This is a genomic window from Marinobacter sp. G11, assembly GCF_021282325.1.
Classification (GTDB): domain Bacteria; phylum Pseudomonadota; class Gammaproteobacteria; order Pseudomonadales; family Oleiphilaceae; genus Marinobacter; species Marinobacter vinifirmus.
Window position 1 is genome coordinate 37,002 of the sequence record NZ_JAJSPB010000015.1, and the last position, 25,618, is coordinate 62,619.

Annotated in this window: 26 protein-coding genes and 2 tRNA genes; 4 read left to right on the forward strand and 24 right to left on the reverse strand. The window is 59.0% G+C overall.

Annotated elements, in window-relative coordinates; genetic code table 11:
- Positions 1 to 25: 25 nt before the first annotated feature.
- Positions 26 to 1,120, reverse strand: a complete 1,095-nt coding sequence (gene bamC / locus LWH94_RS11045) for an outer membrane protein assembly factor BamC (protein ID WP_232902253.1) — start codon at positions 1,118 to 1,120, stop codon at positions 26 to 28.
- 34 nt (positions 1,121 to 1,154) lie between these two features.
- A complete protein-coding gene (dapA, locus tag LWH94_RS11050; protein ID WP_232902254.1) occupies positions 1,155 to 2,033 on the reverse strand; it encodes a 4-hydroxy-tetrahydrodipicolinate synthase in 879 nt (292 codons plus the stop codon).
- A 74-nt stretch (positions 2,034 to 2,107) separates the two neighbouring features.
- Between dapA and LWH94_RS11055 the strand changes: the two genes are divergently transcribed.
- Positions 2,108 to 2,575, forward strand: a complete 468-nt coding sequence (locus LWH94_RS11055) for a peroxiredoxin (RefSeq protein ID WP_232902255.1) — start codon at positions 2,108 to 2,110, stop codon at positions 2,573 to 2,575.
- A gap of 1 nt (position 2,576) precedes the next feature.
- On the opposite strand, the gene LWH94_RS11060 is transcribed toward LWH94_RS11055, so the two are convergent.
- Positions 2,577 to 3,653: an AI-2E family transporter gene (locus LWH94_RS11060; RefSeq protein WP_232902256.1), complete on the reverse strand. Its 1,077-nt coding sequence runs from the start codon at positions 3,651 to 3,653 to the stop codon at positions 2,577 to 2,579.
- A gap of 15 nt (positions 3,654 to 3,668) precedes the next feature.
- Entirely contained in the window at positions 3,669 to 3,896 is a 228-nt protein-coding gene (locus tag LWH94_RS11065) for a sulfurtransferase TusA family protein (protein WP_058340729.1), read from the reverse strand.
- A 156-nt stretch (positions 3,897 to 4,052) separates the two neighbouring features.
- On the opposite strand from LWH94_RS11065, the gene LWH94_RS11070 reads away from it, so the two are divergent.
- Complete coding sequence (locus tag LWH94_RS11070) at positions 4,053 to 5,528, forward strand: M48 family metalloprotease (RefSeq protein ID WP_232902257.1); 1,476 nt, start codon at positions 4,053 to 4,055, stop codon at positions 5,526 to 5,528.
- An 18-nt stretch (positions 5,529 to 5,546) separates the two neighbouring features.
- Here the strand turns inward: LWH94_RS11070 and nadA are convergent, their stop codons facing one another.
- The 14 genes from nadA to aspS all read right to left on the reverse strand — a co-directional run bounded on the left by nadA (position 5,547) and on the right by aspS (position 16,748).
- A complete protein-coding gene (gene nadA, locus LWH94_RS11075; protein ID WP_058340727.1) occupies positions 5,547 to 6,608 on the reverse strand; it encodes a quinolinate synthase NadA in 1,062 nt (353 codons plus the stop codon).
- 194 nt (positions 6,609 to 6,802) lie between these two features.
- Positions 6,803 to 6,878 (reverse strand) — tRNA-Lys (locus tag LWH94_RS11080).
- A gap of 62 nt (positions 6,879 to 6,940) precedes the next feature.
- Positions 6,941 to 7,016, reverse strand: a tRNA-Lys gene (locus LWH94_RS11085).
- 112 nt (positions 7,017 to 7,128) lie between these two features.
- Complete coding sequence (gene ybgF / locus LWH94_RS11090; protein ID WP_232902258.1) at positions 7,129 to 7,875, reverse strand: tol-pal system protein YbgF; 747 nt, start codon at positions 7,873 to 7,875, stop codon at positions 7,129 to 7,131.
- Positions 7,876 to 7,900: 25 nt separating this feature from the next.
- A complete protein-coding gene (gene pal / locus LWH94_RS11095) occupies positions 7,901 to 8,470 on the reverse strand; it encodes a peptidoglycan-associated lipoprotein Pal (protein ID WP_058340725.1) in 570 nt (189 codons plus the stop codon).
- Between the two features lie 59 nt (positions 8,471 to 8,529).
- Positions 8,530 to 9,813, reverse strand: coding sequence for a Tol-Pal system beta propeller repeat protein TolB (gene tolB / locus LWH94_RS11100; protein ID WP_232902283.1), 1,284 nt, complete (start codon positions 9,811 to 9,813; stop codon positions 8,530 to 8,532).
- A gap of 53 nt (positions 9,814 to 9,866) precedes the next feature.
- Positions 9,867 to 10,874 carry a cell envelope integrity protein TolA gene (tolA, locus tag LWH94_RS11105; protein ID WP_232902259.1) on the reverse strand — a complete coding sequence of 336 codons (1,008 nt, stop codon included), beginning with the start codon at positions 10,872 to 10,874 and terminating at the stop codon, positions 9,867 to 9,869.
- Positions 10,875 to 10,892: 18 nt separating this feature from the next.
- Positions 10,893 to 11,339, reverse strand: coding sequence for a protein TolR (tolR, locus tag LWH94_RS11110; protein ID WP_022989105.1), 447 nt, complete (start codon positions 11,337 to 11,339; stop codon positions 10,893 to 10,895).
- A 31-nt stretch (positions 11,340 to 11,370) separates the two neighbouring features.
- A complete protein-coding gene (gene tolQ, locus LWH94_RS11115; RefSeq protein ID WP_022989106.1) occupies positions 11,371 to 12,060 on the reverse strand; it encodes a protein TolQ in 690 nt (229 codons plus the stop codon).
- Between the two features lie 34 nt (positions 12,061 to 12,094).
- Positions 12,095 to 12,517: a tol-pal system-associated acyl-CoA thioesterase gene (gene ybgC / locus LWH94_RS11120; RefSeq protein ID WP_232902260.1), complete on the reverse strand. Its 423-nt coding sequence runs from the start codon at positions 12,515 to 12,517 to the stop codon at positions 12,095 to 12,097.
- Positions 12,510 to 13,541, reverse strand: coding sequence for a Holliday junction branch migration DNA helicase RuvB (ruvB, locus tag LWH94_RS11125; protein ID WP_232902261.1), 1,032 nt, complete (start codon positions 13,539 to 13,541; stop codon positions 12,510 to 12,512). Before ruvB ends, ybgC begins: the two co-directional genes overlap by 8 nt.
- Positions 13,542 to 13,688: 147 nt before the next feature.
- The gene (ruvA, locus tag LWH94_RS11130; protein ID WP_232902262.1) at positions 13,689 to 14,321 is read right to left on the reverse strand and encodes a Holliday junction branch migration protein RuvA; all 633 of its coding nucleotides are present in this window, start codon (positions 14,319 to 14,321) and stop codon (positions 13,689 to 13,691) included.
- 30 nt (positions 14,322 to 14,351) lie between these two features.
- Entirely contained in the window at positions 14,352 to 14,879 is a 528-nt protein-coding gene (gene ruvC / locus LWH94_RS11135) for a crossover junction endodeoxyribonuclease RuvC (RefSeq protein ID WP_022989110.1), read from the reverse strand.
- A 69-nt stretch (positions 14,880 to 14,948) separates the two neighbouring features.
- A complete protein-coding gene (gene aspS, locus LWH94_RS11140) occupies positions 14,949 to 16,748 on the reverse strand; it encodes an aspartate--tRNA ligase (RefSeq protein WP_232902263.1) in 1,800 nt (599 codons plus the stop codon).
- A gap of 342 nt (positions 16,749 to 17,090) precedes the next feature.
- Here aspS and fabR point away from each other — a divergent pair, with 342 nt between their 5' ends.
- On the forward strand, positions 17,091 to 17,717 hold the full coding sequence (gene fabR / locus LWH94_RS11145; protein WP_232902264.1) for an HTH-type transcriptional repressor FabR: 627 nt from the start codon (positions 17,091 to 17,093) through the stop codon (positions 17,715 to 17,717).
- Positions 17,718 to 17,730: 13 nt separating this feature from the next.
- On the opposite strand, the gene LWH94_RS11150 is transcribed toward fabR, so the two are convergent.
- From LWH94_RS11150 to tadA, 4 genes are read right to left on the reverse strand one after another with little or no spacing between them, the layout of a single operon-like run.
- A complete protein-coding gene (locus tag LWH94_RS11150; RefSeq protein WP_232902265.1) occupies positions 17,731 to 18,141 on the reverse strand; it encodes an HIT domain-containing protein in 411 nt (136 codons plus the stop codon).
- Between the two features lie 17 nt (positions 18,142 to 18,158).
- On the reverse strand, positions 18,159 to 19,505 hold the full coding sequence (locus LWH94_RS11155; protein WP_094624166.1) for a UDP-glucose dehydrogenase family protein: 1,347 nt from the start codon (positions 19,503 to 19,505) through the stop codon (positions 18,159 to 18,161).
- A 33-nt stretch (positions 19,506 to 19,538) separates the two neighbouring features.
- Positions 19,539 to 20,528, reverse strand: a complete 990-nt coding sequence (gene galE, locus LWH94_RS11160; protein WP_232902266.1) for a UDP-glucose 4-epimerase GalE — start codon at positions 20,526 to 20,528, stop codon at positions 19,539 to 19,541.
- Between the two features lie 6 nt (positions 20,529 to 20,534).
- Complete coding sequence (gene tadA / locus LWH94_RS11165; protein ID WP_232902267.1) at positions 20,535 to 21,038, reverse strand: tRNA adenosine(34) deaminase TadA; 504 nt, start codon at positions 21,036 to 21,038, stop codon at positions 20,535 to 20,537.
- Positions 21,039 to 21,310: 272 nt separating this feature from the next.
- On the opposite strand from tadA, the gene LWH94_RS11170 reads away from it, so the two are divergent.
- Positions 21,311 to 22,342, forward strand: coding sequence for a zinc-dependent alcohol dehydrogenase family protein (locus tag LWH94_RS11170; RefSeq protein ID WP_011785196.1), 1,032 nt, complete (start codon positions 21,311 to 21,313; stop codon positions 22,340 to 22,342).
- Positions 22,343 to 22,409: 67 nt separating this feature from the next.
- Here the strand turns inward: LWH94_RS11170 and guaA are convergent, their stop codons facing one another.
- Together guaA and guaB are read right to left on the reverse strand one after the other, a co-directional pair.
- Positions 22,410 to 23,987, reverse strand: a complete 1,578-nt coding sequence (gene guaA / locus LWH94_RS11175; RefSeq protein WP_232902268.1) for a glutamine-hydrolyzing GMP synthase — start codon at positions 23,985 to 23,987, stop codon at positions 22,410 to 22,412.
- A 64-nt stretch (positions 23,988 to 24,051) separates the two neighbouring features.
- Entirely contained in the window at positions 24,052 to 25,515 is a 1,464-nt protein-coding gene (gene guaB, locus LWH94_RS11180) for an IMP dehydrogenase (RefSeq protein WP_022989118.1), read from the reverse strand.
- Positions 25,516 to 25,618 lie beyond the last annotated feature (103 nt).

The following is a 25,618-nucleotide window of genomic DNA, read 5'->3' on the forward strand; positions in this document are numbered from 1 at the left end:
GGCGACCTGTCAGCCGCCCCGTTGATCAATACAGTTGTTCAAACAAACGGGTGAGCAAGTCAGATGCGCTGTACTCACCCGTGTAGTTGTCCTGCTGCTCGGCCGTTACAAACACGGCGTCGTCTTGCTGCTCAACCCGCACAGTATGGGTGTGAGTGGGTTCGTCTTTACTGCTGAACCAGGAGAACCAGCCGGGCGAGCGCTCGTCTTCGGTGCGGAAATCCACCTGGAACCAACCGGCACTGCGGTTAAGGTCCATCACCTCAGCGTCGATCTCGGTCAGGGACCGGTTTACCTCAGCCCAGGTTCGGCCGTAATCCAGCTCTACCCTCACCGCAGTGGCAACGTCGCCTTCCGACAACAGCCGCACCAGGGGCTCGGCCACCATGCCGGATGCTGCCCGGGAGAAGGACTTGTTGTCTTCACGGGCTTTGAGGAACGCGCCCAGTTCACCCAGCAGGGCTTTCTGGCGCTCAAGGGCCGATTCAGAGCCGGCAGCACCGTCATCCCAGCTGACCAGGCCCTCAGGGTTCTGTGCCAGTTCAACCGTGCGGATACGGATCTCGGTGGTCTTGCGGCGGATGCCCGGGGCCAGGCGGGTCTGTACCAGCACACGCGGCTCGTCGGCGGCCGGGGTGTTATCCAGGCCAAGAAGCTCACGGCTGCGCTTGCTGAAGTTAGCCAGCTCACTCTGCATAACGCCCAGCTGCGGGCTGTCGTGGGCCATGCCCAGGCCAGACTGGTTCATCCAGGCGCTGACCACCGGCCACAGCCGGCCCGGCACTTCGTTCACCAGCAGCCAGGCCCGACCATCCAGCTCTTCGATCACATAGTTCTGATCGAGAATTTCGGAGGTCATGTCCGGGGGTTTGGGAATCGACGACGGATACATCCGGCGGGAATCATCGGTATTGATGATCCGTACCGGCATGATTTCAGAAAAACGGGACTGGTCTGCGCTCTCCGGGATTTCAATGGGCTGCCCTTCGGGCGCATCCACGTAGCGCTGGGAACGGTCTTCCAGCAAGCTGCAACCAGCCAGGCTGGTTACAAGCAGAATCCCGGCCACTGGCCGGGACATCTGCGGGGTTTTACTGCGGGCTCGTGCAAGAAACTGCATCGGCAACTCCGGTTAGCGGGTGGTTCTTACGGCTTCAGAGAACACCAGCGGCTCTGAGGGCGTCTTCCACCTCGCCGTGGAACTTCTCGCTGAGCGGAGTCAGCGGCAAACGGATGCCTTCACCAATCATGCCCATGCGCTGCAAGGCCCATTTCACCGGAATCGGATTGGCTTCCAGGAACAGCTTGCGGTTCAGGGGCATCAGCAGCTCGTTAAGGCGAGCGGTTTCGCTCTGATCACCGGCAACCGCCGCTTCACACAGCTGGGACATGGCTTTCGGAGCCACGTTCGCGGTTACCGAAACGTTACCCTTGGCGCCGGCCAGCATCAGGTCTGCTGCGGTGGCATCGTCACCGGAGTAAACCGCCAGGCGACCTTTAACGGCCTCGATCAGTTCGCTGCCGCGGGGAATGTTACCGGTGGCGTCTTTAATACCGACAATATTGGGAATGTCAGCCAGGCGCTCAACGGTTTCGTTCAACATGTCACAGGCGGTGCGGCCCGGCACGTTGTACAGAATCTGGTTCATGCCCGGTACAGCTTCAGCGATGGTCTTGAAGTGCTGGTACAGGCCTTCCTGGGTCGGCTTGTTGTAGTAAGGCACCACAAGCAGACAGGCATCGGCACCCAGTTTGTGGGCTTCAGTGGTCAGTTCGATCGCTTCGCGCGTACTGTTACCACCGGTACCGGCAATCACAGGAATCCGGCCGGCCACCCGTTTTATGATATGCCCGATAACCCGACAATGCTCTTTCGGGTCCAGGGTTGCGGATTCGCCGGTGGTACCCACAGCAACAATACCGTGAGTGCCGTTTTCGATGTGAAAGTCCACCAGTTTGTCCAGATCCTCCCAGTGAATCTCACCGTCTGGATGCATGGGCGTGACCAGTGCGACAAGGCTACCCGTAATCATAAAAGCTCCGTCCGAATAAAACCGATATGGTAATGTTGGGCTCGTAACGACACAAGGGAATTCAAGGAGAACTCATGTCATCTGTAGCATTGAACCAACCCATCCCTGATTTTGAAGCCTCGGCCACCGGTGAACAGGTCATCCGGCCAGCCGACCTCAAGGGCAAAAACATCGTTATCTATTTCTACCCGAAAGACAATACACCCGGCTGCACCACCGAGGGCCAGGACTTCCGCGATCGCATGTCACAGTTCGCGGAGCTGGACACCGAAATCTTCGGTGTTTCCCGGGATGGCCTGAAAGCTCACGAAAACTTCCGGGCGAAATATGAATTCCCCTTTCATCTGATCTCAGACAAAGATGAAACCCTGTGCAAGCTGTTTGACGTCATCAAACTGAAAAAGCTCTACGGCAAGGAGCACCTTGGCATCGAACGCAGCACCTTCCTGTTCGACAAGAAAGGTGTGCTGCGCCAGGAGTGGCGGGGCGTAAAAGTGCCCGGCCACGTTGATGAAGTGCTCGAGGCCGTCAAGGCGCTCTGAATCAGGCTTTCTGTGCCGGTGCGGGTATGTCTTCCTGCACCGGCCACGCGGCAAACACGGCTTTCAGCATGGTTGCCAGCGGAATCGCAAAGAACACACCCCACAAGCCCCAGATACCTCCGAAGAACAGCACCGCCACGATGATGGCCACCGGGTGCAGGTTGTTTACCTCTGAAAACAGTACCGGAACAAGCACGTTGCCATCCAGCGCCTGGATAATGCCGTAAACCACCATGATCCAGATAAACTGGCTGCTCCAGCCGAAGGCGAACAAGCCGATCACGGCGACCGGCACGGTCACCACCGCAGCACCAATGTAGGGAATCACCACGCTCAGCCCCACCAGCAAAGAGAGCAGCGCCGCGTAGGGCATGCCCAGCAACTTGAACGCCACGTAGGTGGTCCCGCCAACGATCAGGATTTCCACGGCTTTGCCGCGCACATAGTTGGCACATTGCAGGTTAACTTCGTGCCAGATACGTACCATCATCGGGCGTTGCGGCGGCAGCAGGCGGCCAATGGAATTGACGATGAGCTCCCGGTCTTTCAGGAAGAAAAACACCAGGATCGGCACCAGCACCATATAAATCAGCAGGGCCACCAGGTCCGGAATACTGGAAAGCGAGAAAGACACCAGCCACTGGGTTGCGTGCCCTACTTCCGCAGAGATTTCCGCGTAGATCAGATTCACCGCCTCTCCAGAGACCAGGTGAGGATATTCCTGCGGCAACAGTGAAAGATACGACTGCAGCTCCCGGATAATCCGGGGCGCTTCGCCGGCCAGGGTGCTCACCTGCGTCCAGATAAGCGGCAGCAGGCCGAAGATAAAGCCGATCAGCACGCCCATAAACACCAGGAACACCGAAATAACCGCAACCGTCTGGGGAACCCCCATGCGATTCAGCTTGGACACCAGCCCTTGCAGGATAAAAGCGACAATCAGTGATGCAATGGCCGGGGCCAGCATGGCACCGAACCAGATGACGAAAATTGTTCCGGTCACCAGCAGCAAAAACAGGATGACCGCTTCTTCGTCCGAGAAATACTTGTGGGCCAGGCCCCGTAAAATTCTGACCATGAAAATCTCCGGAAATTAACCGCCGCACTCTATCATGAAACGATAGACGCCATTACTCTCCGATTGGCTGACAAGCCGGTGGGGCGACATGGCAACATAGGCGGGAATGTCCCGGTTAGAGCCGGCATCGGTAGCCAGCACTTCCAGCTGCTCACCCGGCGACATGCCGTTGAGCTCAAGCTTGGTCTTCAGTAACGGCATCGGGCAGCGCAGGCCGCTTGCGTCCAGACTTCGGTCAGCCATAAGAAAAAGTTACCATTAACATTCAGTCAGTATTCAGGCACGCATTATGCCGGTGGTGTTACCCTATTGCACCTCAAGAGTTGGTAATCCAAACCAGAACTTCGAAGGGCACCACTGGTCTAACGGCCATCTGAAACCGGGGCAGTATCGGAATCCATGACGCACTCCAAAAATCGCCGAAGCAGATCGCGTTTAAGCCTGGCCCTGACCCTGGCCCTGGCCGCCAGCCTGCTGACCACACCGGCTGCGCTGACCGCCAATAACTCCACACTGCCCAGCATTGGCGGCAGCGGTGGCCTGATTTCCGGCCAGCAGGAGGCCGACATCGGCCAGCAGGTGATGACCTCCATCCGGCGCTCGGCCCCGCAGATCCAGGACCCGCTGGTTTACGACTATCTCAGTTCAATGATTTACCGGCTGGTGCCCTCGGCTCCGCTGGATGATCGCAATCTCAGCCTGGCACTGATCGACAGCCCTGCCCTGAACGCCTTTGCCGTGCCCGGCGGTATCGTTGGCGTGAATGGCGGCCTGTTTTTGAACGCCGCCACCGAGCAGCAGTTTGCTTCGGTACTCGCCCACGAACTGGCGCACCTGAGCCAGCGTCACTTTGCCCGGCGCATGCAGCAGCAGGAAACCAGCGCACCGCTGACCCTCGCCGGCATGATTGCCGGCATTGTGTTATCGGCAGTCACCCAGTCAGACATCGGTATTGCCGCCATTGCCGGCACCCAGGCCATCTCCATGCAGAACATGCTGGCCTACAGCCGATCCCACGAACAGGAAGCTGACCGTGTGGGCCTGGACATCCTGGCCAGCGCCGGCATGGATCCGCGGGGCATGCCGGAAATGTTCGAGATCATGATGCGCCAGAACCGCCTGCAAGGTAATCGGCTGCCGGAATACCTTTCCACGCACCCGCTCACCCAGAGCCGGGTAGCCGACACCCGCAACCGGGCCGAGCAATACCCTGACGAACGAGTGCGGGATGGCCAGGAATACCACCTTGTGCGCAGCCGGCTGCAGGTGCACTACGCCCAATCCCCGGAGATTGCGATCGAAACCTTCGAGGCCTACCTGAACCGGGACGACGCCCAGCGCAACGATGCCATCCGCTATGGCCTGGCCGTGGCCTATCACGAAGCCAGGCAGTACCAGAAGGCAGAAAACATCCTGAGGGAACTGCTGGAAGACAATCCGGGGCGCATCACGTTTCAGGTCTCCCTGGCCGAAACACAGATCAGCCAGCAGCGCTTTGCCGAGGCCCGGAATCTGTTGCAGGGTGCGCTGTCACGCAATCCGGGCAACTACCCGATCAGTATGATGCTGGCCAGCGCCGAAATCGGTGACGGTAACGGCTCTGCAGCAGCGTCTGTACTCAGGGATATGAGCCGACAATATCCGCACCAGGAACAGGTCTGGCTGCGACTGGCAGAAGCGGAAGGTATGGCCCGCAATATTGTGGGCGTGCATCGGGCACGGGCAGAGTATGAGGTATTGATGGGAGACTGGCGTGCGGCCCAGCGCCAGTTGCGCCAGGCCCAGGAACTGCTGCCGGCCGGGTCTACCGAACGGCAGGTGATCAACCAGCGCCTGGGCGAAATTGCCAGCCGCCTGCAGGAAGCCCGCCAGTAATAACGGGCAAGGCTGAAATCAGGCGTTGCCTGCGGCCTTCAGGTTCATATTGGCGGTAAAGTCCAGCATACGGCGCAGGGGGCGCAGGGCATCCTCACGCAATGCATCGTCTACCAGCACTTCCTGGTCACCGGTTTCCAGCACATGCAGCAGGTTTTCGAGCCCGTTCATGGCCATCCAGGGGCAATGGGCACAGCTGCGGCAGGTAGCGCCGTTTCCGGCAGTCGGGGCTTCAATCAAAGTCTTGTTCGGCGCCAGCTGCTGCATCTTGTAGAAGATGCCGTTGTCGGTGGCGACAATGAACTCTTCATTCGGCAGGGTCTGCACCGCGTTAATCAGCTGGGACGTTGAACCCACCACATCCGCCATCTGCACCACGGCATCCGGTGATTCCGGGTGCACCAGCACGGCGGCATCCGGGTACAGGGCCTTGAGGTCTTCCAGGCCGCGGAACTTGAATTCCTCGTGCACAATGCAGGAGCCGTCCCACAGCAGCACATCGGCGCCCGTGGTCTTCTGCACGTAGTGGCCAAGGTGTTTGTCTGGCGCCCACAGGATTTTCTCGCCCCGGGCATCCAGGTGCTCAACAATAGCCTGGGCACAGCTGGAGGTAACCACCCAGTCTGCCCTCGCCTTCACGGCCGCCGAAGTATTGGCGTAGACCACCACGGTCCGGTCCGGATGCTGGTCGCAGAACTCGGAGAACTCGTCCGCCGGGCAGCCCACATCCAGCGAGCAGGTCGCTTCCAGGGTGGGCATAAGTACACGCTTCTCCGGGTTAAGGATCTTGGCGGTCTCGCCCATAAAGCGGACGCCTGCCACCACAACCGTAGACGCGGGATGCTGGTTGCCAAAGCGGGCCATTTCCAGCGAGTCTGCCACACAGCCGCCGGTTTCCTCAGCCAGTCGCTGGATGTCCGGGTCTGTGTAGTAATGCGCAACCAGCACGGCATCCTTCGCCTTGAGGGCATCTTTGATGCGCGCCTCGAGGTCGGCCTTTTCACTGTCGCTCAAAGGCTTGGGCTCGGCTTGGTGGGCCAGGTGTTCCTGAACAAGGATACGGTCTTGCGCTCGTGTCATCGCTGGATCTCTGAAATACGTTTACCGCCAGAGTATATCACTTCCCCACCGCATTTCATCGGCCTGCAATATACCCGTGATAAAGCCCTGAGTGGCTGCCGGGGCTGATTGAAAGATGGTGGCCCGACAGGCAAAAAAAAAGAGCCCGAAGGCTCTTTTTTTCAACCGAACTGCCCTTAGGCACTCCGGTTTGTTGGTGGGTCGTGAAGGATTCGAACCTTCGACCAATTGGTTAAAAGCCAACTGCTCTACCAACTGAGCTAACGACCCGTAACTGTTTTGCCGGCCTTTCATCCGGCGAACACCCGCGTTGGTTTCGGGTATTCTGTGTTTGGTGGGTCGTGAAGGATTCGAACCTTCGACCAATTGGTTAAAAGCCAACTGCTCTACCAACTGAGCTAACGACCCAAACGAGGCGCACATATTACTGAATTTTTTTTGGTGATCAACCCCTTTTTTCGGGAATCTTTATATTTTTTTCCTGACTGATCACCCGACAACCAGATCGTTCAATGTGCGATCAACTTCCTGCACTGTCCAGGTATTTTTTAGCCAGGTCTGCGGCAGACGACTGTGGATAACGATCGACCACGCTCTGCATCCGGCGCACGGCTTCGTCTTTCTCGCCCAGCCGATCCAGCGCGACACCCAGCTTGTAGACCGCATCTGGCGCTTTGCGGTGATCACTGTAGCGGGTTGCCACAATCGTGAACGCCTGCTTTGCCTGCTCGGGCTGCGGCTTTGCCAGATAAACCTCACCCAGCCAGTAATAGGCATTCACGGTAAGGTCGCCTTCGGGATACTTGTCGACAAAGTCATACAGCCGTGAAATGGCGGTGTCGTAATCCTTGTCGTTACGGATCAGGCTGATGATCTCGTCGTAGGCCTGCTTTTCATCCGCTTCCGGAGACCGGTAAACCTTCACCGGCTGTACCGGCTGCGAGCCACTGCCCCCTGAAGCGTTCGCGGCCCCGCCTGAACTTGCGGCAGCAGGCTCAGGGCGCGCCTCGATCGCCTTGGAGAGATCCAGGATACGCTGATCCAGGTCGACGTACCGATCCCGGCCCTGCTGTTGCAACCGGCTGATTTCGTGCTGCTGCTCTTCAACCCTGCCCTGCAGGCGGCGAACATCGCCCTGCAACTGCTGGATCATGTAGAACAGTTCGGCACTGCTCTGGGAGGAGACATTCGACGACTGTGCCTGAACGACTCCCGCCAGGCCAAGGCCCAGCGGGATCAGCACGGTCGCCATGAGCTGTTTTCTCATGGGCCCGTCCGGTTAATCAGAAGGTTTACTGGAAAATCAGCTCTACGCGACGGTTCTGCGCCCGGGCGCTGTCGGAAGTGCCACGTACAGCCGGCTTCTCTTCTCCGTAGCTTACGGTTTCCATCTGGCCACGGGAAGCCCCGTTCACAATCAGGAAACGCTGGATAGCATTGGCACGGCGTTCACCCAGGGCCAGGTTGTACTCCTTGGTGCCGCGGTCATCGGCGTGGCCTTCCAGGCGAACCTGCTGGCGCGGATTGTCGGCCAGGTAGCGGGCGTGGGCAACCAGCACGTCACGGGCTTCCTGCTTGATTTCGGAAGTATCGAAATCGAAGTAGAAGGTTGTGATATCACGCAGGGCCTGCTGCTCGGCCTGCTCACGGGCAGCCTGACGCTCTTCGTCGCTCAGAACACCGGAGGAAACGCCATCGCCATCGTCGCCACCATATACCGTAGAGCCGTCATCACCGCCGATAGCCTGGACGTCAGAACCGTAGGCTTCGTCTTCCATGTTTTCGCCGGTGGAGCTACAACCTGCTACCAGTCCGGCAGAAAGCACCATAGCGAACACTTTTGTTGAGAATGACAGTTTCATACTTCCTTTCCCTCTTTTTGAGTTTGCTTAAACCAGTTTTTCTGCCCGCGCTAACAGCCTCAGCGGGTGATCGGCCCCCAGGCCGGTTCTCTTACATCGCCATCGGCCGCTGGCAGGCTGTAGGCCGCACCGCCGTCAGCAGAAACAACGGTCAACACGCTGGATCCGTTCTGGCCGGTGGCATAGATCAGCAGTCGGCCATTGGGCGACACACTGGGTGATTCATCCGATTCGGTGCGGGTGATAATGCTTTCGTCACCGGTTTTCAGGTTGGTGCGGGCAATGTGGAATGCCCGGTCCCGCTGGTGCACGTAATACACGTACTCACCCTTGTTATCCGGCCGAGGCCGTGCGTTGTAACGACTGCCGAAGGTGATCCGGCGCGGCTCGGCACCCGGGCGCTCCATGAAGTAGATCTGCGGGCCACCGGAACGGTCCGAGGTAAAGTAAATGCCCTTGTTGGCATAGTCCCAGGCCGGCTCGGTGTCGATGGCCCAGTGGTTGGTCAGCTTGGTGGTTTTCCGGCTGGCCAGGTCCATCTGGTAGATTTCCGCATTGCCGTCACGGGACAGGGTCATCAACAGCGACTTGCCGTCTTCCGACCAGGCCGGGGCCGAGTTCAGGCCGGAGAAATCCGCTACCTTGTCCCGCTGTCCGGAAGACAGCTCGTGCACGTAGATGGCTGGCTTGCCAGTTTCGAACGACACATAGGCCAGCTTCTTGCCGTCCGGCGACCAGGCCGGGGACAGAATCGGCTCACGGCTTTCCAGCCGGATTTTTGCCCGCTTGCCGTCCACGTCACTGACCTGGAGCCGGTAACGCATCTGGTCGCCCTCACCGCTCACCGTCACATAGGCGAGCTTGGTGGAGAACACGCCCGGCTCTCCGGTAATGGCTTCGTAAATGCGGTCGCTGATGTGATGCGCCAGGGTGCGGACGCTGCCAACACCGGCAGCTGCGGTCTCACCCAGAATCCGCTTCTCCTGGTTTACATCAAACAGTTCATAGCGGGCCTGAACCCTGTCGCCACTGCGGGTCAGTTCGCCTACCAGCACATAGCGCTGGCCGAGCATGCGCCAGTCCCGGAAGTACACATCTGAACCCTTCGATGGCAGGCTCAGCATTTTCGAGGGTTCAAGCGTGCGGAACTCACCGCTCATGGTGAGGTCGCCCTGTACGATACTGCTCACCTTGTCGCCCGGCGGCATGGCGCCGCTTTCGGCAAACGGCACAACCGACACCGGAATGGCCGAGTTCGCCCCTTCGGTTATCCGGATCAGCAGCTCGGCGCTGGCGTTACCTGCCGACAGCATCATCGCTGCCAGCCAGCCGGTCAGGAGCATTTTCACGGTTGTTTTATGGCAACTCGTTTTTTGTGTCATATCAGTCCCTGGCCTCACCGCAGGCGTTGCGGATTGAATTCAATCGTAAACTGGCGGAAGTACCGCTCGAAAGTATCCCTGTCGTCCGGTACCGGGTAGCGGTTAAGCGAGCGAGCCGCACCCAGCGCCGAGTTATCGAATGCTGTATTACCACTACTGCTGACCAGCCGCACATTGGCGAGTTCCCCGGTCGGCAACAGGGTTATCTGCAGCCTGGCCACCATGTTCTCTGTGGCGGAAGACGGCGGATACCAAACCTGAGTCAGACGGTCCCGAATCAGGGCCTGGTATTTTTCGCTGTCACTGAGCATCCGGGCTTCCCGGGCTCGTGCCGCTGCTGCCTCCTGCTGGCGCCGTGCTTCTGCCTCACGTTCCTGCCGCGCCTGCTCAGCCAGCGCTTCCAGCTGCTGTTCTTTCAGGCGGCGTTCGGCTTCTTTGCGCTTACGCTCCGCCTCTTCCCGGGCTTGCTGTTCCTGGCGCTGGCGTTCGGCCTCCTCTCGGCGGCGCTGCTCTTCTTCCGCCTTACGCTTAGCCTCTTCGCGGGCACGCTGTTCCTGCTCGGCTTTCTGGCGAGCACGCTCCTTTGCCTCGGCTTCCGCTTTCTGGCGGGCGGCTTCTTTCTCGCGAGCCTGTTGCTCGGCCAGCTCCCGGGCTTTCGCCTCCTGCTGCTTGCGCTCCTGCTCTCGCTTGCGAGCCTGCTCTTCGGCCTCTTTGCGCCTGGCTTCTTCCTGTTGCCGCTTGCGCTCGGCTTCCGCTTGCTGCCGCTCTTTCTCTTCCTGCAGACGACGCTCTTGTTCCTTGTCGCGCTGATCCTGCTCGTCGACCACCGGGCTGGGCTTGGGCTCGGGGCTTACCAGCCTTGCCGAGATACTGCGGGGCTCCGGTTCCTGTACAGGATTGGTCCACGACCAGCCAGCCAGGGCAATCACCAGAAGCAGCACATGCAGCGCCACCGATAACACAACCGGCGACTTCCACGGCGGCGTATCGGTACTGATCGTTTCCCGTTCGTGACCTGTCACAACTCGTTCGCCACCTTGTTACGGGTTAGTGTCGGGCATGTCTGTGATAAGTCCAACGCCGCTGGCGCCGGCCGCCTGCAATGCTGCCATCAGGCGCACCACAACACCGTAATCCACAAACTCGTCCCCGCGTACCATGATTTCACTGTTGGCCCGCTGGGAAAGAATCTTCGCCACCTGGTCGGTCACTTCGTCCAGCGACATCGGATCGCCGCCACGATCACCTACTTCCAGGTAATAGGCGCCATTGGCATCCACAGACACGGTAATGGATTCCACGTCTTTGTCCTGCTGGATCGGGTCAGACGTCGTCTCCGGCAAATCCACCTTCACCCCCTGGGTGAGCATGGGCGCCGTCACCATAAAGATCACCAGCAGCACCAGCATGACGTCGATGTAGGGCACCACGTTGATTTCCGACATCGGCCGGCGCCGCTGCTGGGGCATCATTCCCATGCCTTTCATACCGCTTCTCCCCCTTGCCTGGTATCAGCCATCAGCCTGCGGCCTGGTCGTTGTTATGAACCCGGCGATGCAGAATGCTGGAGAATTCCTCCGCGAAGGTCTCGTAGTTCTTCAGCAAGGCATCAGACATAGCGGCGAACCGGTTGTAGGCAATAACCGCCGGAATCGCGGCAAACAGACCCATGGCGGTGGCAATCAGGGCTTCGGAAATGCCCGGCGCAACCGTAGCCAGGGTTGCCTGCTGAACCTGCGCCAGGCCACGGAAGGAATTCATGATGCCCCAAACGGTACCGAACAGGCCCACGTAGGGACTGGTGGAACCCACTGTGGCCAGGAACGGCAAATGGGTTTCGAGCCGCTCCTGCTCCCGGGAGAAAGCCACACGCATGGCACGCTGGGCACCTTCCATGACCGCATCTGCGTCCCGACTTTGCTGGCGCAGGCGGGAAAATTCCTTGAAACCGGACCTGAACACCGCCTCCATACCGGAGTACGGCGTGGGGTCTGAGCTTACTTCCTTGTACAGCTGGCCCAGGTCCATGCCAGACCAGAACCGTTCTTCAAAGGCCAGCTGCGCACGCTTGGCCTTGCGAAACACCTGCAGGCGCTGAAAGATCAAAGCCCAGGACATAACCGAGGCTGCCACCAGCAACAACATAACCAGTTGCACCAGTACCCCGGCGTTCGCAATCAGATGCCAGACTGAAAGTTCCGCTTCCACTATCTACTCCCGACCAAGTTTATTTTTCAATTCGTTACGCGGAGTTCTTCAGAATCTCCAACATGTTTTCCGGCAAGCGGCGCGGCTTGCCGGTATCCAGTGCAATACACGCCACCCGCACTTCTGCCTCACACAATAACTCCCGGCTTTCCGCCTTCAGTACCTGCTGGCGAAAGCTCATCCATACCCGGGACGATGCCGCCGGCTCGGCAGTGACCAGCAGCTGGTCATCCAGCTTTGCCGGCGTCCTGTAATGGATGTTCATGCGCTGCACCACATAGCTGATGTTGTCCTCAAGGCCAGCCCGAAGTCCCACACCCCGGCTGCGAACCCATTCGGTTCGTGCCCGTTCCATGTAGTGCAGGTACCTGGCGTGGAAAACAATACCACCGGCATCCGTATCTTCTATATACACCCTGATGGGTAGTTCGAAGATATTCGGGCTGTTCTCAGTCAAAACGATCTTCCTCCCTACCGGATTTCGGCGGGACTACACCGAAATGCTGGTAGGCGTTGGAGGTCACCATACGCCCCCGGGGAGTGCGCACCATGTAGCCCTGCTGGATCAGGAACGGTTCCAGCACATCCTCGATGGTGCCCCGCTCCTCGCTGATTGCAGCCGCCAGGCTTTCTACGCCCACCGGGCCTCCATCAAACTTTTCGATCATCGCCAGTAACAGGCGGCGGTCCATGTGATCAAAGCCCTGGCTGTCTACTTTCAGCATATTCAGGGCCTGGTCGGCGATATCGGCGGTGATATGGCCGTCTGACCGCACTTCCGCGAAGTCCCGCACCCGGCGCAGCAGTCGGTTGGCAATCCGCGGTGTGCCCCGGGAACGACGGGCAATCTCGAAGGCACCGGACTCGTCAATTTTCACCGACGACAGGCGAGCCGAACGGATGATGATGTGGGTAAGGTCCTGGGTGCTATAGAACTCCAGCCGCTGCACAATGCCAAAGCGGTCCCGCAGCGGCGAGGTCAGCAGGCCGGCACGGGTGGTGGCGCCCACCAGCGTAAACGGTGGTAAATCCAGCTTGATGGAGCGGGCGGCCGGCCCTTCTCCGATCATGATATCCAGCTGGTAGTCTTCCATGGCCGGATACAGCACTTCTTCAACCGCAGCGCTCAGGCGATGAATCTCGTCGATAAACAGGACATCGCCTTCTTCCAGGTTGGTGAGCATGGCGGCCAGGTCGCCGGCTTTCTCGAGCACCGGTCCGGAGGTGGTCTTGATAGACACACCCATCTCGTTGGCAATGATGTTGGCCAGCGTGGTTTTACCCAGCCCCGGCGGGCCGAAGATCAACACGTGGTCCAGGGCTTCCTGCCGGGCACGGGCGGCAGAAATAAAGATTTCCATCTGCTCACGGACACTGGGCTGGCCAACATACTCGGATAGCAGCGTAGGCCGGATGGCCCGGTCCTGTACTTCCTCGTAGTCTCCGGCTGTCGCCGATATCAGTCGGTCCGATTCAATCATGGCATTATCCGCTTGCTGGGAATAAACAACGTGCCCGTTGGTTGCCCCTGAATTCCAGGTTTCACCAATTGTACAAAGGGCTTGGTTCGAGTCACGTTACGCTCTCTACACAATAGTGTCATGGAGCGACACAAAAAAGCCGGGACATCACCCGGCCGGTATCATGTTCTTCAGGGCAAGCCGAATCAGCATTTCGCTGGTCATCTCCGGCTGGGCTACCTTACTGATGACCTTTGCCGCTTCCTGGGGTTTGTAGCCCAGGGCAATCAAGGCCGCTTCTGCTTCGTTCCGCGGGTCCGGGCCTGTTGGCGAGTGGTTGCCCGGGCCGCCGGATGCAGACGGGGTGTCCGGCGCGGATGGTACAAACTGCCCTTCCAGCTGGCCGATACGGTCCGCCATCTCGATCAGCAGTCGCTCTGCAGTCTTTTTGCCGACACCGGGCAGTTTCACCAGGGCGTTAACGTCTTTCACCTCGACGCAGCGGATAAACTGCTGCGCATCCAGGCCGGAGAGTATGCCTACCGCCAGCTTGGGGCCTACACCGTTGACCTTGATCAGCAGGCGGAACAAATCTCGGTCGAGCCTTGAGGCAAAGCCGAACAGGCTCTGGGCATCTTCCCGCACCGCAAAGTGGGTATGCAGGGTGACTTCCTGGCCCGCATCCGGAAGATGAAAAAACGTGGTGTAGGGAATGTCGATTTCGTAACCCAGACCAGAGCATTCCACCAGAACGTGCCCCGGCGCCTTCTCCAGCAATATTCCTCGAATACGACCAATCAAAGCAGGACTCCTGTAGCTGTTGCCAGCCGGTTATTGTTGTCGCACACGCCCGCTACGCACCTTGCCACCAGACCGTGCCAGCTTCATGACACTCTGGTTCATATGGGCATGGCAAAGGGCAATGGCCAGGGCGTCAGCGGCATCGGCCTGGGGCTTACGGGACAACCCCAGCAGCGCCTGTACCATATGCTGCACCTGGGACTTGTCCGCGCCGCCAGTCCCCACTACCGCCTGTTTAACCTGCCGGGCCGAGTACTCGTGTACCGCCAGGCCGCTGTTGGCAGCACTGACAATGGCCGCTCCCCTGGCCTGCCCCAGTTTCAGGGCGGAATCCGGGTTGCGGGCCATGAACACCTGCTCGATGGCAAATTCTTCAGGGCGATACTCGCCGATGAGAAGCGCAAGGCTTTGGAAGATGGTTTGCAGACGCTCGGCCATGGGCTTTTCCCCCACCCGGATGCAGCCGCTGTCGATGTACTCGATGGTGCGACCTTCCACGCGGATGATGCCGTAACCGGTAATTCGGGAACCGGGGTCTACCCCCAGGATGATTGCCATCCGTCTGCCCTCGGAAGTGGGAGAGTGTGGCCAGGCCGGAGGTGGCGCACCACCTCCGGCATTGCGCCCTTACTCTTTGTCTTCTGCCTTGTTGCCTTCAACGGCCTTGGCAGAGCGGCGCAGGCGAATGTGCAGTTCTTTCAGCTGCTTTTCATCAACCTCGCCCGGCGCCTGGGTCATCAGACAGGTGGCGCTCTGGGTTTTCGGGAAGGCAATTACGTCACGGATAGACGACGAGCCGGTCATCAGCATCACCAGACGGTCCAGGCCGAAGGCCAGGCCACCGTGGGGCGGGCAACCGAACTTCAGGGCATCCAGCAGGAAGCCGAACTTGGCGCGGGCTTCTTCCTCACCAATGCCGAGGATGCGGAATACGGCTTCCTGCATTTTCTCGTCGTGGATACGGATGGAACCACCACCCAGCTCGGTACCGTTCAGAACCATATCATAGGCACGGGACAAGGCGTTCGCCGGGTCTGCGGCCAGGTCTTCCGGGCTGCAGGACGGTGCGGTGAACGGGTGGTGGATAGCCGTCAGGCCGCCGTCCGGCAGTTCTTCGAACATCGGGAAGTCGACAACCCACATCGGTGCCCACTCGCAGGTGAGCATGTCCAGGTCGTGGCCAACCTTGATGCGCAAAGCGCCCAGAGCTTCATTCACCACGGTGGCCTTGTCAGCACCGAAGAATACAATATCGCCGTCTTCTGCACCCACGCGCTCCATGACCGCCAGGGCAACGTCATCACCCAGGAACTTCACGATCGGGGACTGCAGGCCTTCGGCACCCTTGGCCAGTTCGTTGACCTTGATATAGGCCAGGCCTTTCGCGCCATAGATACCGACAAACTTGGTGTAATCGTCAATCTGCTTACGGGTCAGCTCGGCACCTTTGGGCACACGCAGGGCGGCCACACGGCCTTTCGGGTCCTTGGCGGGGCCGGCAAACACCTTGAAGTCGACACTTTCAACCAGGTCGCCCACGTCTTGCAGCTCGAGCGGTATACGCAGGTCCGGCTTGTCGCTGCCGTAGCGCTGCATGGCCTCGGAGTACGGCATGCGCGGGAATTCCGGCAGGTCGACATCCAGCACGTCTTTGAACAGTGCACGGATCATGTCTTCGTTCAGCTGCATCAGGGTCTCTTCGTCAATGAAAGAGGCCTCGATGTCTACCTGAGTGAATTCCGGCTGACGATCGGCCCGCAGGTCTTCGTCACGGAAGCACTTGGCAATCTGGTAGTAACGATCAACACCGGACACCATCAGCATCTGCTTGAACAGCTGCGGAGACTGGGGCAGCGCGAAGAAGGAGCCTTCGTGGGTACGGCTCGGTACCAGGTAGTCGCGGGCACCTTCCGGGGTGGCGCGGGTCAGGATGGGGGTTTCCACATCCATGAAGCCGCGGCTGTCCAGGAAGTTACGGATGTAGCTGGTTACCCGCGAACGGAAACGCAGGCGGTTGATCATTTCAGGACGGCGCAGGTCGATAAAGCGGTAGCGCAGGCGAACGTCTTCACCAACGTCTACATGCTCATCCAGCGGGAACGGAGGCGTGGCGGCGGCGTTCAGGATGGTGACTTCCTTGCCCAGCAGCTCCACCTGGCCGGTCGGCATGTTGTTGTTTTCGGTACCTGCCGGGCGACGACGCACGCGGCCGGTTACTTTGACAACAAATTCGCTGCGAACTTTCTCTGCAAGCGCAAAGCTCTCCGGGGTGTCCGGGTCGACAACCACCTGGGACATGCCATCCCGATCCCGCAGATCCAGGAAAATTACCCCACCGTGGTCACGGCGGCGGTGTACCCATCCGCAGAGTGTAACTTCCTGATCAATGTGAGATTCGTTGATCCCACCGCAATAATGACTGCGCATATCGGTTCCCGTTACGTTTAATGTGTACGTTTGACTTTGAATTCTGGGCGATCGGCGCCCGCATCAGGTGGGGGAAAGGCCTTCCGAAAAACGCTCGAGACATCCCTGTGCGCTTCTGCTCCGCCATCCATGGCTCCGCAAATTTTCGGAAGGCCTTTCCCCCACCTGACGCTATTGTGTTCCCGACCTCAAAGATGTTGGGCCGGCACAAATGAAAGCCGCTCATTATAAACATATTGGGATTGAAAATCAGGCGTCAGGCACCGCAAATCGGGCGTAGAGGTGACTATCAAAAAACCGGCAGCTAGAATGCATGGTTTGACCGGCGGATGGAGTTGTAAGTTGGCCACCAGAGCGGAACAGAAACAGAAAACCCGGCGGGCGCTGATGGATGCGGCCCTGGCACAGCTGAGCGCGGATCGGGGCTTTGGCAGTCTCAGTTTGCGGGAGGTTGCCCGGGAGGCCGGGATTGCGCCAACGTCGTTTTACCGGCACTTTGCCGAGCTGAATGAGCTGGGGCTGGCATTGGTGGACGAAGGCGGTGTGGCGCTACGGCAGCTGATGCGGCAGGCCCGCAAGCGGATTGTGCGCGACGGCAGTGCTATTTCTACGTCAGTGGATACGTTTATGGAGTATCTGGGCAATAACGCCAATCTGTTCCGGCTGATGCTGCGGGAGCGTACCGGGGTGTCGAAGCCGTTCCGGACGGCGGTGAAGGCGGAGATTGATCACTTCGTGACCGAGCTGGCCGATGATTTGCGCCGGTTTGCCGAGGAGCAGAACAAGCCATTGGCGGATGCCCGGCTGGTGGCCGAGTCCATGGTTACCCTGGTGTTCAATCAGGGCGCGGAAGCGCTGGATGCCACACCGAAGGAGAGGGAGGAGCTGAAAGCCAAGCTGAAGACCGAGCTTCGAATGATTCTGGTAGGCTCCCAGACCCTCGCCCAGTGGCAGCAGGGCCGGGAGTAATCCCGGCGAGCGCTCAGGCCAGCTGTTGCAGCAGCGGCCGGAGTTTTGCCTTGATCTGTTCCAGTTCGCCGTCGTCGTAGGGAACCGGCGGCTGCTTGCCCCACACCGGGCCCGGCCAGGCCGGGTCGCCTTCAAAGCGTACGATGTGGTGCAGGTGAAGCTGCGGCACCATGTTGCCCAGTGCCGCCACGTTCATCTTGTCACCCCCGAAGCTTTCCATCATGCCCTGGCTCAGGGCCGATGACTCTTCCAGCAAGCGCTGCTGTTGCGCTTTGTCGAGTTGGTAAATCTCCCGGATCTCCGGCACTGCCGGTACCAGGATAATCCAGGGCCAGGTGCTGTCGTTCATCAGAAGAACTTCGCACAGGCGGCTGCGCCCCAGGTTATGGGTGTCCGCCGCCAGGCGTTCGTGTAGCTGGAACATCACCTGCCCTCCCCGGCTCAGAGCGCCGAATGGAACTGGTTACGGCCGCGGCCGATGGCGTAGTAGATCAAACCATAGCGCTCGAGCATTTCCGGCTCGTACAGGTTACGACCATCAAAGACCACCGGATGCTTGAGGGTGTTGGACACCACGTCGAAATCCGGTGAACGGAATTCTTTCCACTCGGTGCAGATGGCCAGGGCATCGGCGCCTTTCAGGGCCTGTTCCTTGGTACCGCACAGAGTGAGGCCATCCTGGTCACCGTAGATACGCTGGGTTTCTTCCATCGCTTCCGGATCGAAGGCCTGTACGGTGGCCCCGGCTTTCCAGAGGTCTTCCATCAGGGTGCGGGCCGAGGCTTCACGCATGTCGTCGGTATTCGGCTTGAAAGCCAGCCCCCACAAGGCGATGACCTTGCCCTTCAGGTCGCCCTGGAAGTAATGGCTGATCTTGTCGAACAGCACGTGCTTCTGGGCGTAGTTCACCGCTTCTACAGCATTCAGCAACTTGGACTCGTAATCACAGTCGCGGGCGGTGCGAGCCAGGGCCTGGACGTCTTTCGGGAAGCAGGAGCCACCGTAGCCGCAACCGGGATAGATAAAGTGGTAGCCGATACGGGGGTCGGAACCGATACCGCGACGCACTTCCTCGATATCCGCGCCCAGTCGCTCGGCCAGGTTGGCCACTTCGTTCATGAAGCTGATCTTGGTGGCCAGCATGGCGTTGGCAGCGTACTTGGTCAGCTCGGCGGAACGGATGTCCATGAAGATCATCCGGTCGTGGCTGCGGTTGAACGGGTAGTAAACTTCGCGCAACAGATCCGCAGCTTGTTCGCTGTCAGTGCCCACTACAATCCGGTCCGGCTTCATGAAGTCGTTGATGGCCGCGCCTTCTTTCAGGAATTCCGGGTTGGAGACCACATCGAAATCCAGCTCCAGCCCGCGATGATCCAGCTGGGCACGAACCGCGGCTTTCACCTTATCGCCGGTGCCAACCGGTACGGTGGATTTGTCCACCACTACCTTGTAATCGTCCATGTACTGGCCGATGGACTTGGCCACGGCCAGCACGTATTGCAGGTCTGCAGATCCGTCTTCATCCGGCGGCGTGCCCACTGCGATGAACTGCAGGGTACCGTGTTTGACGGCTTCTTCGGTATCGGTGGTAAAGGACAGGCGGCCCGCTTCAACCGTGTGCTTCACGATGTTATCCAGGCCCGGCTCATAGATGGGGATCTGGCCGTTCTTCAGCTTTTCGATCTTGCCCTGGTCGACATCCATGCACAGCACGTGGTGCCCTACATCCGCCAGGCAGGCACCCGTCACCAAGCCAACATAACCGGTTCCGAAAATCGTGATTTTCATGTAACTGTTCCTGAAATTCGTTTGAAAAGTGCGTCAATCAGCGGCTTTTTTCTGCTGCCAGATTTTTTCCCAGGCCAGCGCGGTGCGCACGATGTTATTGAGGTCATCGTAATCCGGCTGCCAGCCCAGAACATTCTTGATGCGCGTATTGTCGGCCATCAGCGCAGCCGGGTCGCCGGCGCGGCGGCCGGTTTCGGTGACCGGAAAATCCACACCGGATTCTGCTTTCACCACATCAATCACTTCCCGCACGGTAAAGCCGCGGCCGTAGCCACAGTTCAGCACCTGCGACTCCCCGCCTCCGGCCATATAATCCAGCGCCATCACATGGGCCTTGGCCAGGTCTTCCACGTGGATGTAATCACGGATGCAGGTGCCATCGCGGGTTTCGTAATCGGTGCCGAACACGCTCATGCCCTCGCGCTGCCCGGTCACGCACTCGCTGGCCACCTTGATCAGGTGAGTCGCCTCCGGCGTTGCCTGGCCCAGAAGTCCTTCGGGGTTGGCGCCGGCCACGTTGAAGTAGCGCAGAATCACATAGTTCAGGCTGCTGGCCGCGGCCAGGTCCATCATCATGCGCTCGCTCATCATCTTCGAAGCACCGTAGGGATTGATCGGCGCCAGCGGCAGGTCTTCGGTCAGTACCGTTTCTTCCGGCATGCCATACACCGCGGCCGTGGAGGAAAACACCATGTAGGGCACCTGGTGGTGCTCTACCGCCTTGAGAAGGTTCAGGGTGTTCCGGGTGTTGTTGCTGTAGTACTTGAGGGGGTTGGAAACGGATTCCGGTACCACGATATTGGCGGCAAAGTGCAGTACCGCCTCGAACTTATGCTGCGAAAAAACCGCACTGAGGGCTTGCTCATCGGCAAGGTCGCCCACCACCAGCTCGCCGGCGGTCACCGCCCATCGATAGCCGGTGGAAAGATTGTCGAAAACCACAATGTCGTGGCCTGCTGCTGCCAGCTGCCGGACCACATGACTGCCGATATAGCCGGCACCGCCGGTAACAAGTACTTTCACGCAGAGTTACTCCTTCCCTGAATTCTGTTTACGCCGCCGCCGAATCTCCGCCCGCCGCCGGCTGAAAAAATCACTGATAACCTGGCCGCACTCGTCTTCCAGGACACTGCCTTCCGCTTCTACTTGCCAGTTAAGGTGGGCCTCGTCCAGCGTACGCCGGGCAGATTCTACCGCACCCGCTTTGGGCTCGCGGGCACCATAAACAAGGCGGCTGATTCGGCTGTGCACAATGGCGCCCACACACATGGTGCAAGGCTCAAGGGTGACGTATAAAGTTGCCCCGGTCAGCCGGTAGTTCCCCACCCTGGCGGAGGCATCCCGCAAAGCCCGAATCTCCGCGTGGGCTGTGGGATCACAACCGGTAATGGGTGCATTGTAACCCACGCCCAGCTCCTGGCCATCACGGACCACAATCGCACCAACGGGCACTTCGCCTATCGAGGCCGCCCGTTCCGCCAGCATCAGTGCACGAGCCATCCAGTATTCGTCATTCTTTGGTAATTCCGACATAAACGCGGCTCTGCTTATAGCGCCTTATACAACTACGATATTGCCCAACCCCGAAAGCGCCACGAAAATACCATTATTCGCCGCCTTAACCAAGCGACGGCCCCGGGCGCACCCGCACTGAAAGAAGATTTTTTACTCAGACAACTGTCATACCGTTTTACCTTTCGGGGCCTATACTGACATAAGTCATGTTTCAATCAGTGCAGTCCGTGCAAGACTTACAAGGACCTGAATCGCATCTGCAGCCGCAGACCCTTCAAGGAGAGAACATTATGAAAGCATTGGTATTTCACGGACCAGGAAAGCGTAGCTGGGAAGACAAGCCACAGCCTGCAATCGAGAAACCCACAGATGCCGTGGTGCGCATCACCCATACCACCATTTGCGGCACCGACCTGCACATCCTGAAAGGCGATGTGCCAGCGGTCACGAAAGGTCGCACTCTCGGCCACGAAGGCGTGGGAGTGGTCGAAGAAGTGGGTGACGGAGTAAGTAACATCAAGGTTGGCGACAAAGTGTTGATTTCCTGCGTCACCTCCTGCGGGCGTTGCGACTACTGTAAGCGCGGCATCTATGCCCACTGCCGGGACGGCGGCTGGATTCTGGGGCATTTGATCGATGGCACCCAGGCTGAGTATGTACGCATCCCCCATGCCGACAACAGCCTGTACCACCTGCCTTCAGGAATGGACCCGGCTGCTGCGGTGATGCTCAGCGACATCCTGCCCACAGGACACGAGATTGGCGCTCTCGCCGGCGAAGTCAAACTGGGGGACACAGTCGCCATCATCGGCGCCGGCCCCATCGGACTGGCCGCCGTAATGACCTCCCGCTTCTACTCACCGGCGCGTATCATCATGATTGATCCGGACGAGAACCGCCTGGCAATGGCCAGGATGCTGGGGGCCACAGACACCATCGCCCGAGACCCCATCGAAACCATCAAAGAACTGACCAACGGTGAGGGTGTAGACGTTGCCATGGAGGCGGTCGGCATACCTGAGACCTTCGATATCTGCCAGAGCATCATTCGCGCTGGCGGCAACATCGCGAACATCGGCGTACACGGCAAAAGCGTGGAATTCCGGCTGCAGGACCTGTGGATCAAAAACATCACGGTACGCACCGGCTTGGTGAGCACCAACACCATTCCCGTGCTGATGAAGGTCGTCGAGAGTGGCGATGTGAAGCCGGAGGACCTGGTCACACACCGCCTCAAGCTCAACGATATCGAAAAAGCCTACGACATCTTCAGCCAGGCGGCGAAGGAGAAAGCAGTCAAGATGTTGCTGACCGCCGAATGACGACCTGAAAACGAAAAAAGGCGGCAAGCATCCCTGCTTGCCGCCTTCCGGCTCTAGCCTGCCCGACTCATTCCCATTCAATGGTCGCGGGCGGCTTGGACGAAATATCGTAGGTCACCCGTGATACACCGGAAATCTCGTTGATAATCCGGTTGGATACGGTTTCCAGCAGTTCGTACGGGAGCCGCGCCCAGCGTGCCGTCATAAAGTCCACGGTTTCCACGGCACGGATCGCGATCACGTATTCGTAGCGGCGGGCATCACCCACCACACCAACGGATTTCACCGGCAGGAACACAGCAAAGGCCTGGCTGGTCTTGTGGTACAGGTCCGCCCGGTGCAGCTCTTCCAGGAAAATGGCGTCTGCGCGGCGCAGAATCTCGGCGTACTCTTTCTTCACTTCGCCAAGGATACGCACACCCAGGCCCGGCCCCGGGAACGGGTGGCGATAAACCATGTCGTAAGGCAGGCCAAGCTCAAGGCCAATCTTGCGGACCTCGTCCTTAAACAGCTCGCGCAGCGGCTCTACCAGTTTCATCTTCATGGTTTCCGGCAAGCCACCGACATTATGGTGCGACTTGATGACATGGGCTTTACCGGTTTTGGACGCAGCGGATTCAATCACGTCCGGATAGATGGTGCCCTGGGCCAGCCAGTTCACATCCTTGATCTTCGCGGCTTCAGCATCAAACACGTCAATAAAGGTGTTACCGATGATCTTACGCTTCTGCTCCGGATCGTTCACGCCCTTGAGCTTGGACAGGAACAGGTCTTCGGCATCGGCACGGATGACCTTTACGCCCATATTGCTGGCGAACATGTCCATCACCTGGTCGCCTTCGTGCAGGCGCAGCAGGCCGTTGTCCACGAACACGCAGGTCAGCTGCTCACCGATGGCCTTGTGCAGAAGCGCAGCGGTGACCGAGGAATCAACACCACCGGACAGGCCCAGCAGCACCTTGTCGGAACCCACCTGCTCGCGAATCTGGCGAACGGCATCGTCAACGATCTTGGCCGGGGTCCACAGAGCCTCACAACCGGAGATGGTCAGGACAAAGTGCTCGAGGATGCGCTTGCCCTGCAGGGTGTGAGTGACTTCCGGGTGGAACTGAACGCCGTACAGGTTGCGGCTCAGGTCCTGCATGGCGGCAACCGGTGCGCTTTCGGTAGACGCCAGCAGCTCGAAGCCTTCCGGCATGGCGACCACTTTGTCGCCGTGGCTCATCCATACGTCCAGCAGGGAATCACCGGCCGGCGTCAGGTGGTCGGTAATGTCTGCCAGCAGCGGGCCCTTGGCACGAACCTTAACCTGGGCATAACCGAACTCGCGCTTCTCGGAGCTGGCCACCCGGCCGCCGAGCTGCTCGGCCATGGTCTGCATGCCGTAGCAAATGCCCAGAACCGGGATGCCCTTGTCGAACAGGCCTTCCGGAGCACGGGGACCACCCAGCTGGGTTACCGACTCCGGACCACCGGCCAGAATGATGCCTTTGGGATTGAACTCGGCGAGTTCTTCGTCTGTGATATCAAAGGCCTTGATCTCGCAGTAAACCCCGATTTCCCGAACGCGACGGGCAATCAGCTGGGTGTACTGGGAACCGAAATCAAGAATCAGGATACGGTGGTCGTGAATGTTCTGAGCCATGGAGTCCTCGGGCTTTAAAAAAACAACGCGGCCCGGAACCCGGGCCGCATCAGATCAGGCTGAATTAACCGATGCGGTAGTTCGGCGCTTCCTTGGTGATGGTCACGTCATGAACGTGGCTCTCACGCATACCGGCATTGGTAATCCGCACAAATTCAGGCTTGGTACGCATGTCGTCCATGGTGGCGCTGCCGGTGTAACCCATGGAGGCACGCAGGCCGCCAACCAGCTGGTGCACGATGTTACGCATCGGGCCCTTGCAGGCAACACGACCTTCGATACCTTCCGGAACCAGCTTCTCAATACCTTTGCTGGCGTCCTGGAAGTAACGGTCGCTGGAGCCCTGCCCCATGGCACCCAGGGAACCCATACCACGGTAAGCTTTGTAGCTACGACCCTGGAACAGTTCAACTTCACCCGGGGCTTCGTCAGTGCCGGCCAGCAGGCTGCCAACCATCACGGCGTGGGCGCCAGCGGCAATGGCCTTGGCGATATCGCCGGAGAACCGGATGCCACCATCGGCAATCAACGGCACGCCGCGCTCTTTCAGGGCAGCGGCTACATTGGACACCGCAGAAATCTGGGGTACGCCAATACCTGCCACAATACGGGTGGTGCAGATGGAGCCGGGGCCGATACCAACCTTCACGGCATCTGCGCCTGCGTCGGCCAGGGCGATGGCTGCTGCGGAAGTCGCAATATTGCCACCAATCACCTGCACATCCGGGTAGTTCTGCTTGACCCAGCGAACCCGGTCAATCACACCCTTGGAGTGGCCGTGGGCAGTGTCTACCACGATCACGTCTACACCGGCTTCGGCCAGTGCGGCAATACGGGCTTCGGTGTCGCCACCGGTACCCACCGCAGCACCAACACGCAGACGGCCTTGCTCGTCTTTACAGGCCAGCGGGTAATCCTTGGCCTTTTGGATATCCTTAACAGTAATCAGGCCGCGCAGCTGGAAGTCGTCGTTGACCACCAGCACTTTCTCGATGCGATGGCGGTGCAGCAGCTCTTTCACGTCTTCAAGGCTGGCGCCTTCTTTGACAGTCACCAGCTTGTCTTTCGGCGTCATGATATCCCGCACCGGGGTATCCATGCGGCTCTCAAAGCGGATATCACGGCCGGTAACGATACCTACCAGGTCGTTGCCATCCACCACCGGCAGGCCGGAGATGCTGTTGGCCATGGTGATATCAACCAGTTCCCGCACGGTGGTGTCCGGGTTAACGGTAATCGGGTCTTTCACCACACCGCTTTCGTATTTCTTGACCTTGCGTACCGCAGCAGCTTGCTGTTCAACCGTCATGTTCTTGTGCATGATGCCAATGCCGCCTTCCTGCGCCATGGCGATCGCCAGCTCAGCTTCGGTTACCGTGTCCATGGCCGCTGATACCAGCGGAATGTTCAGGGTGATACCTTTGGTCAACTGGGTTTTCAGCTCAACCTGGTGAGGTAGAACTTCCGAGAATCCGGGAACCAGGAGAACGTCATCAAACGTGAGGGCTTCTTCGGCAATACGCAGCATTTGGGTCCGCCTTTTGAACATGCTAAGTTTGGAATTTCCCAGCTGCACCCGCGGCGGTGCAACAAAGCAAAATCCTTAATCGATCTATTATAAAGTGGTGACA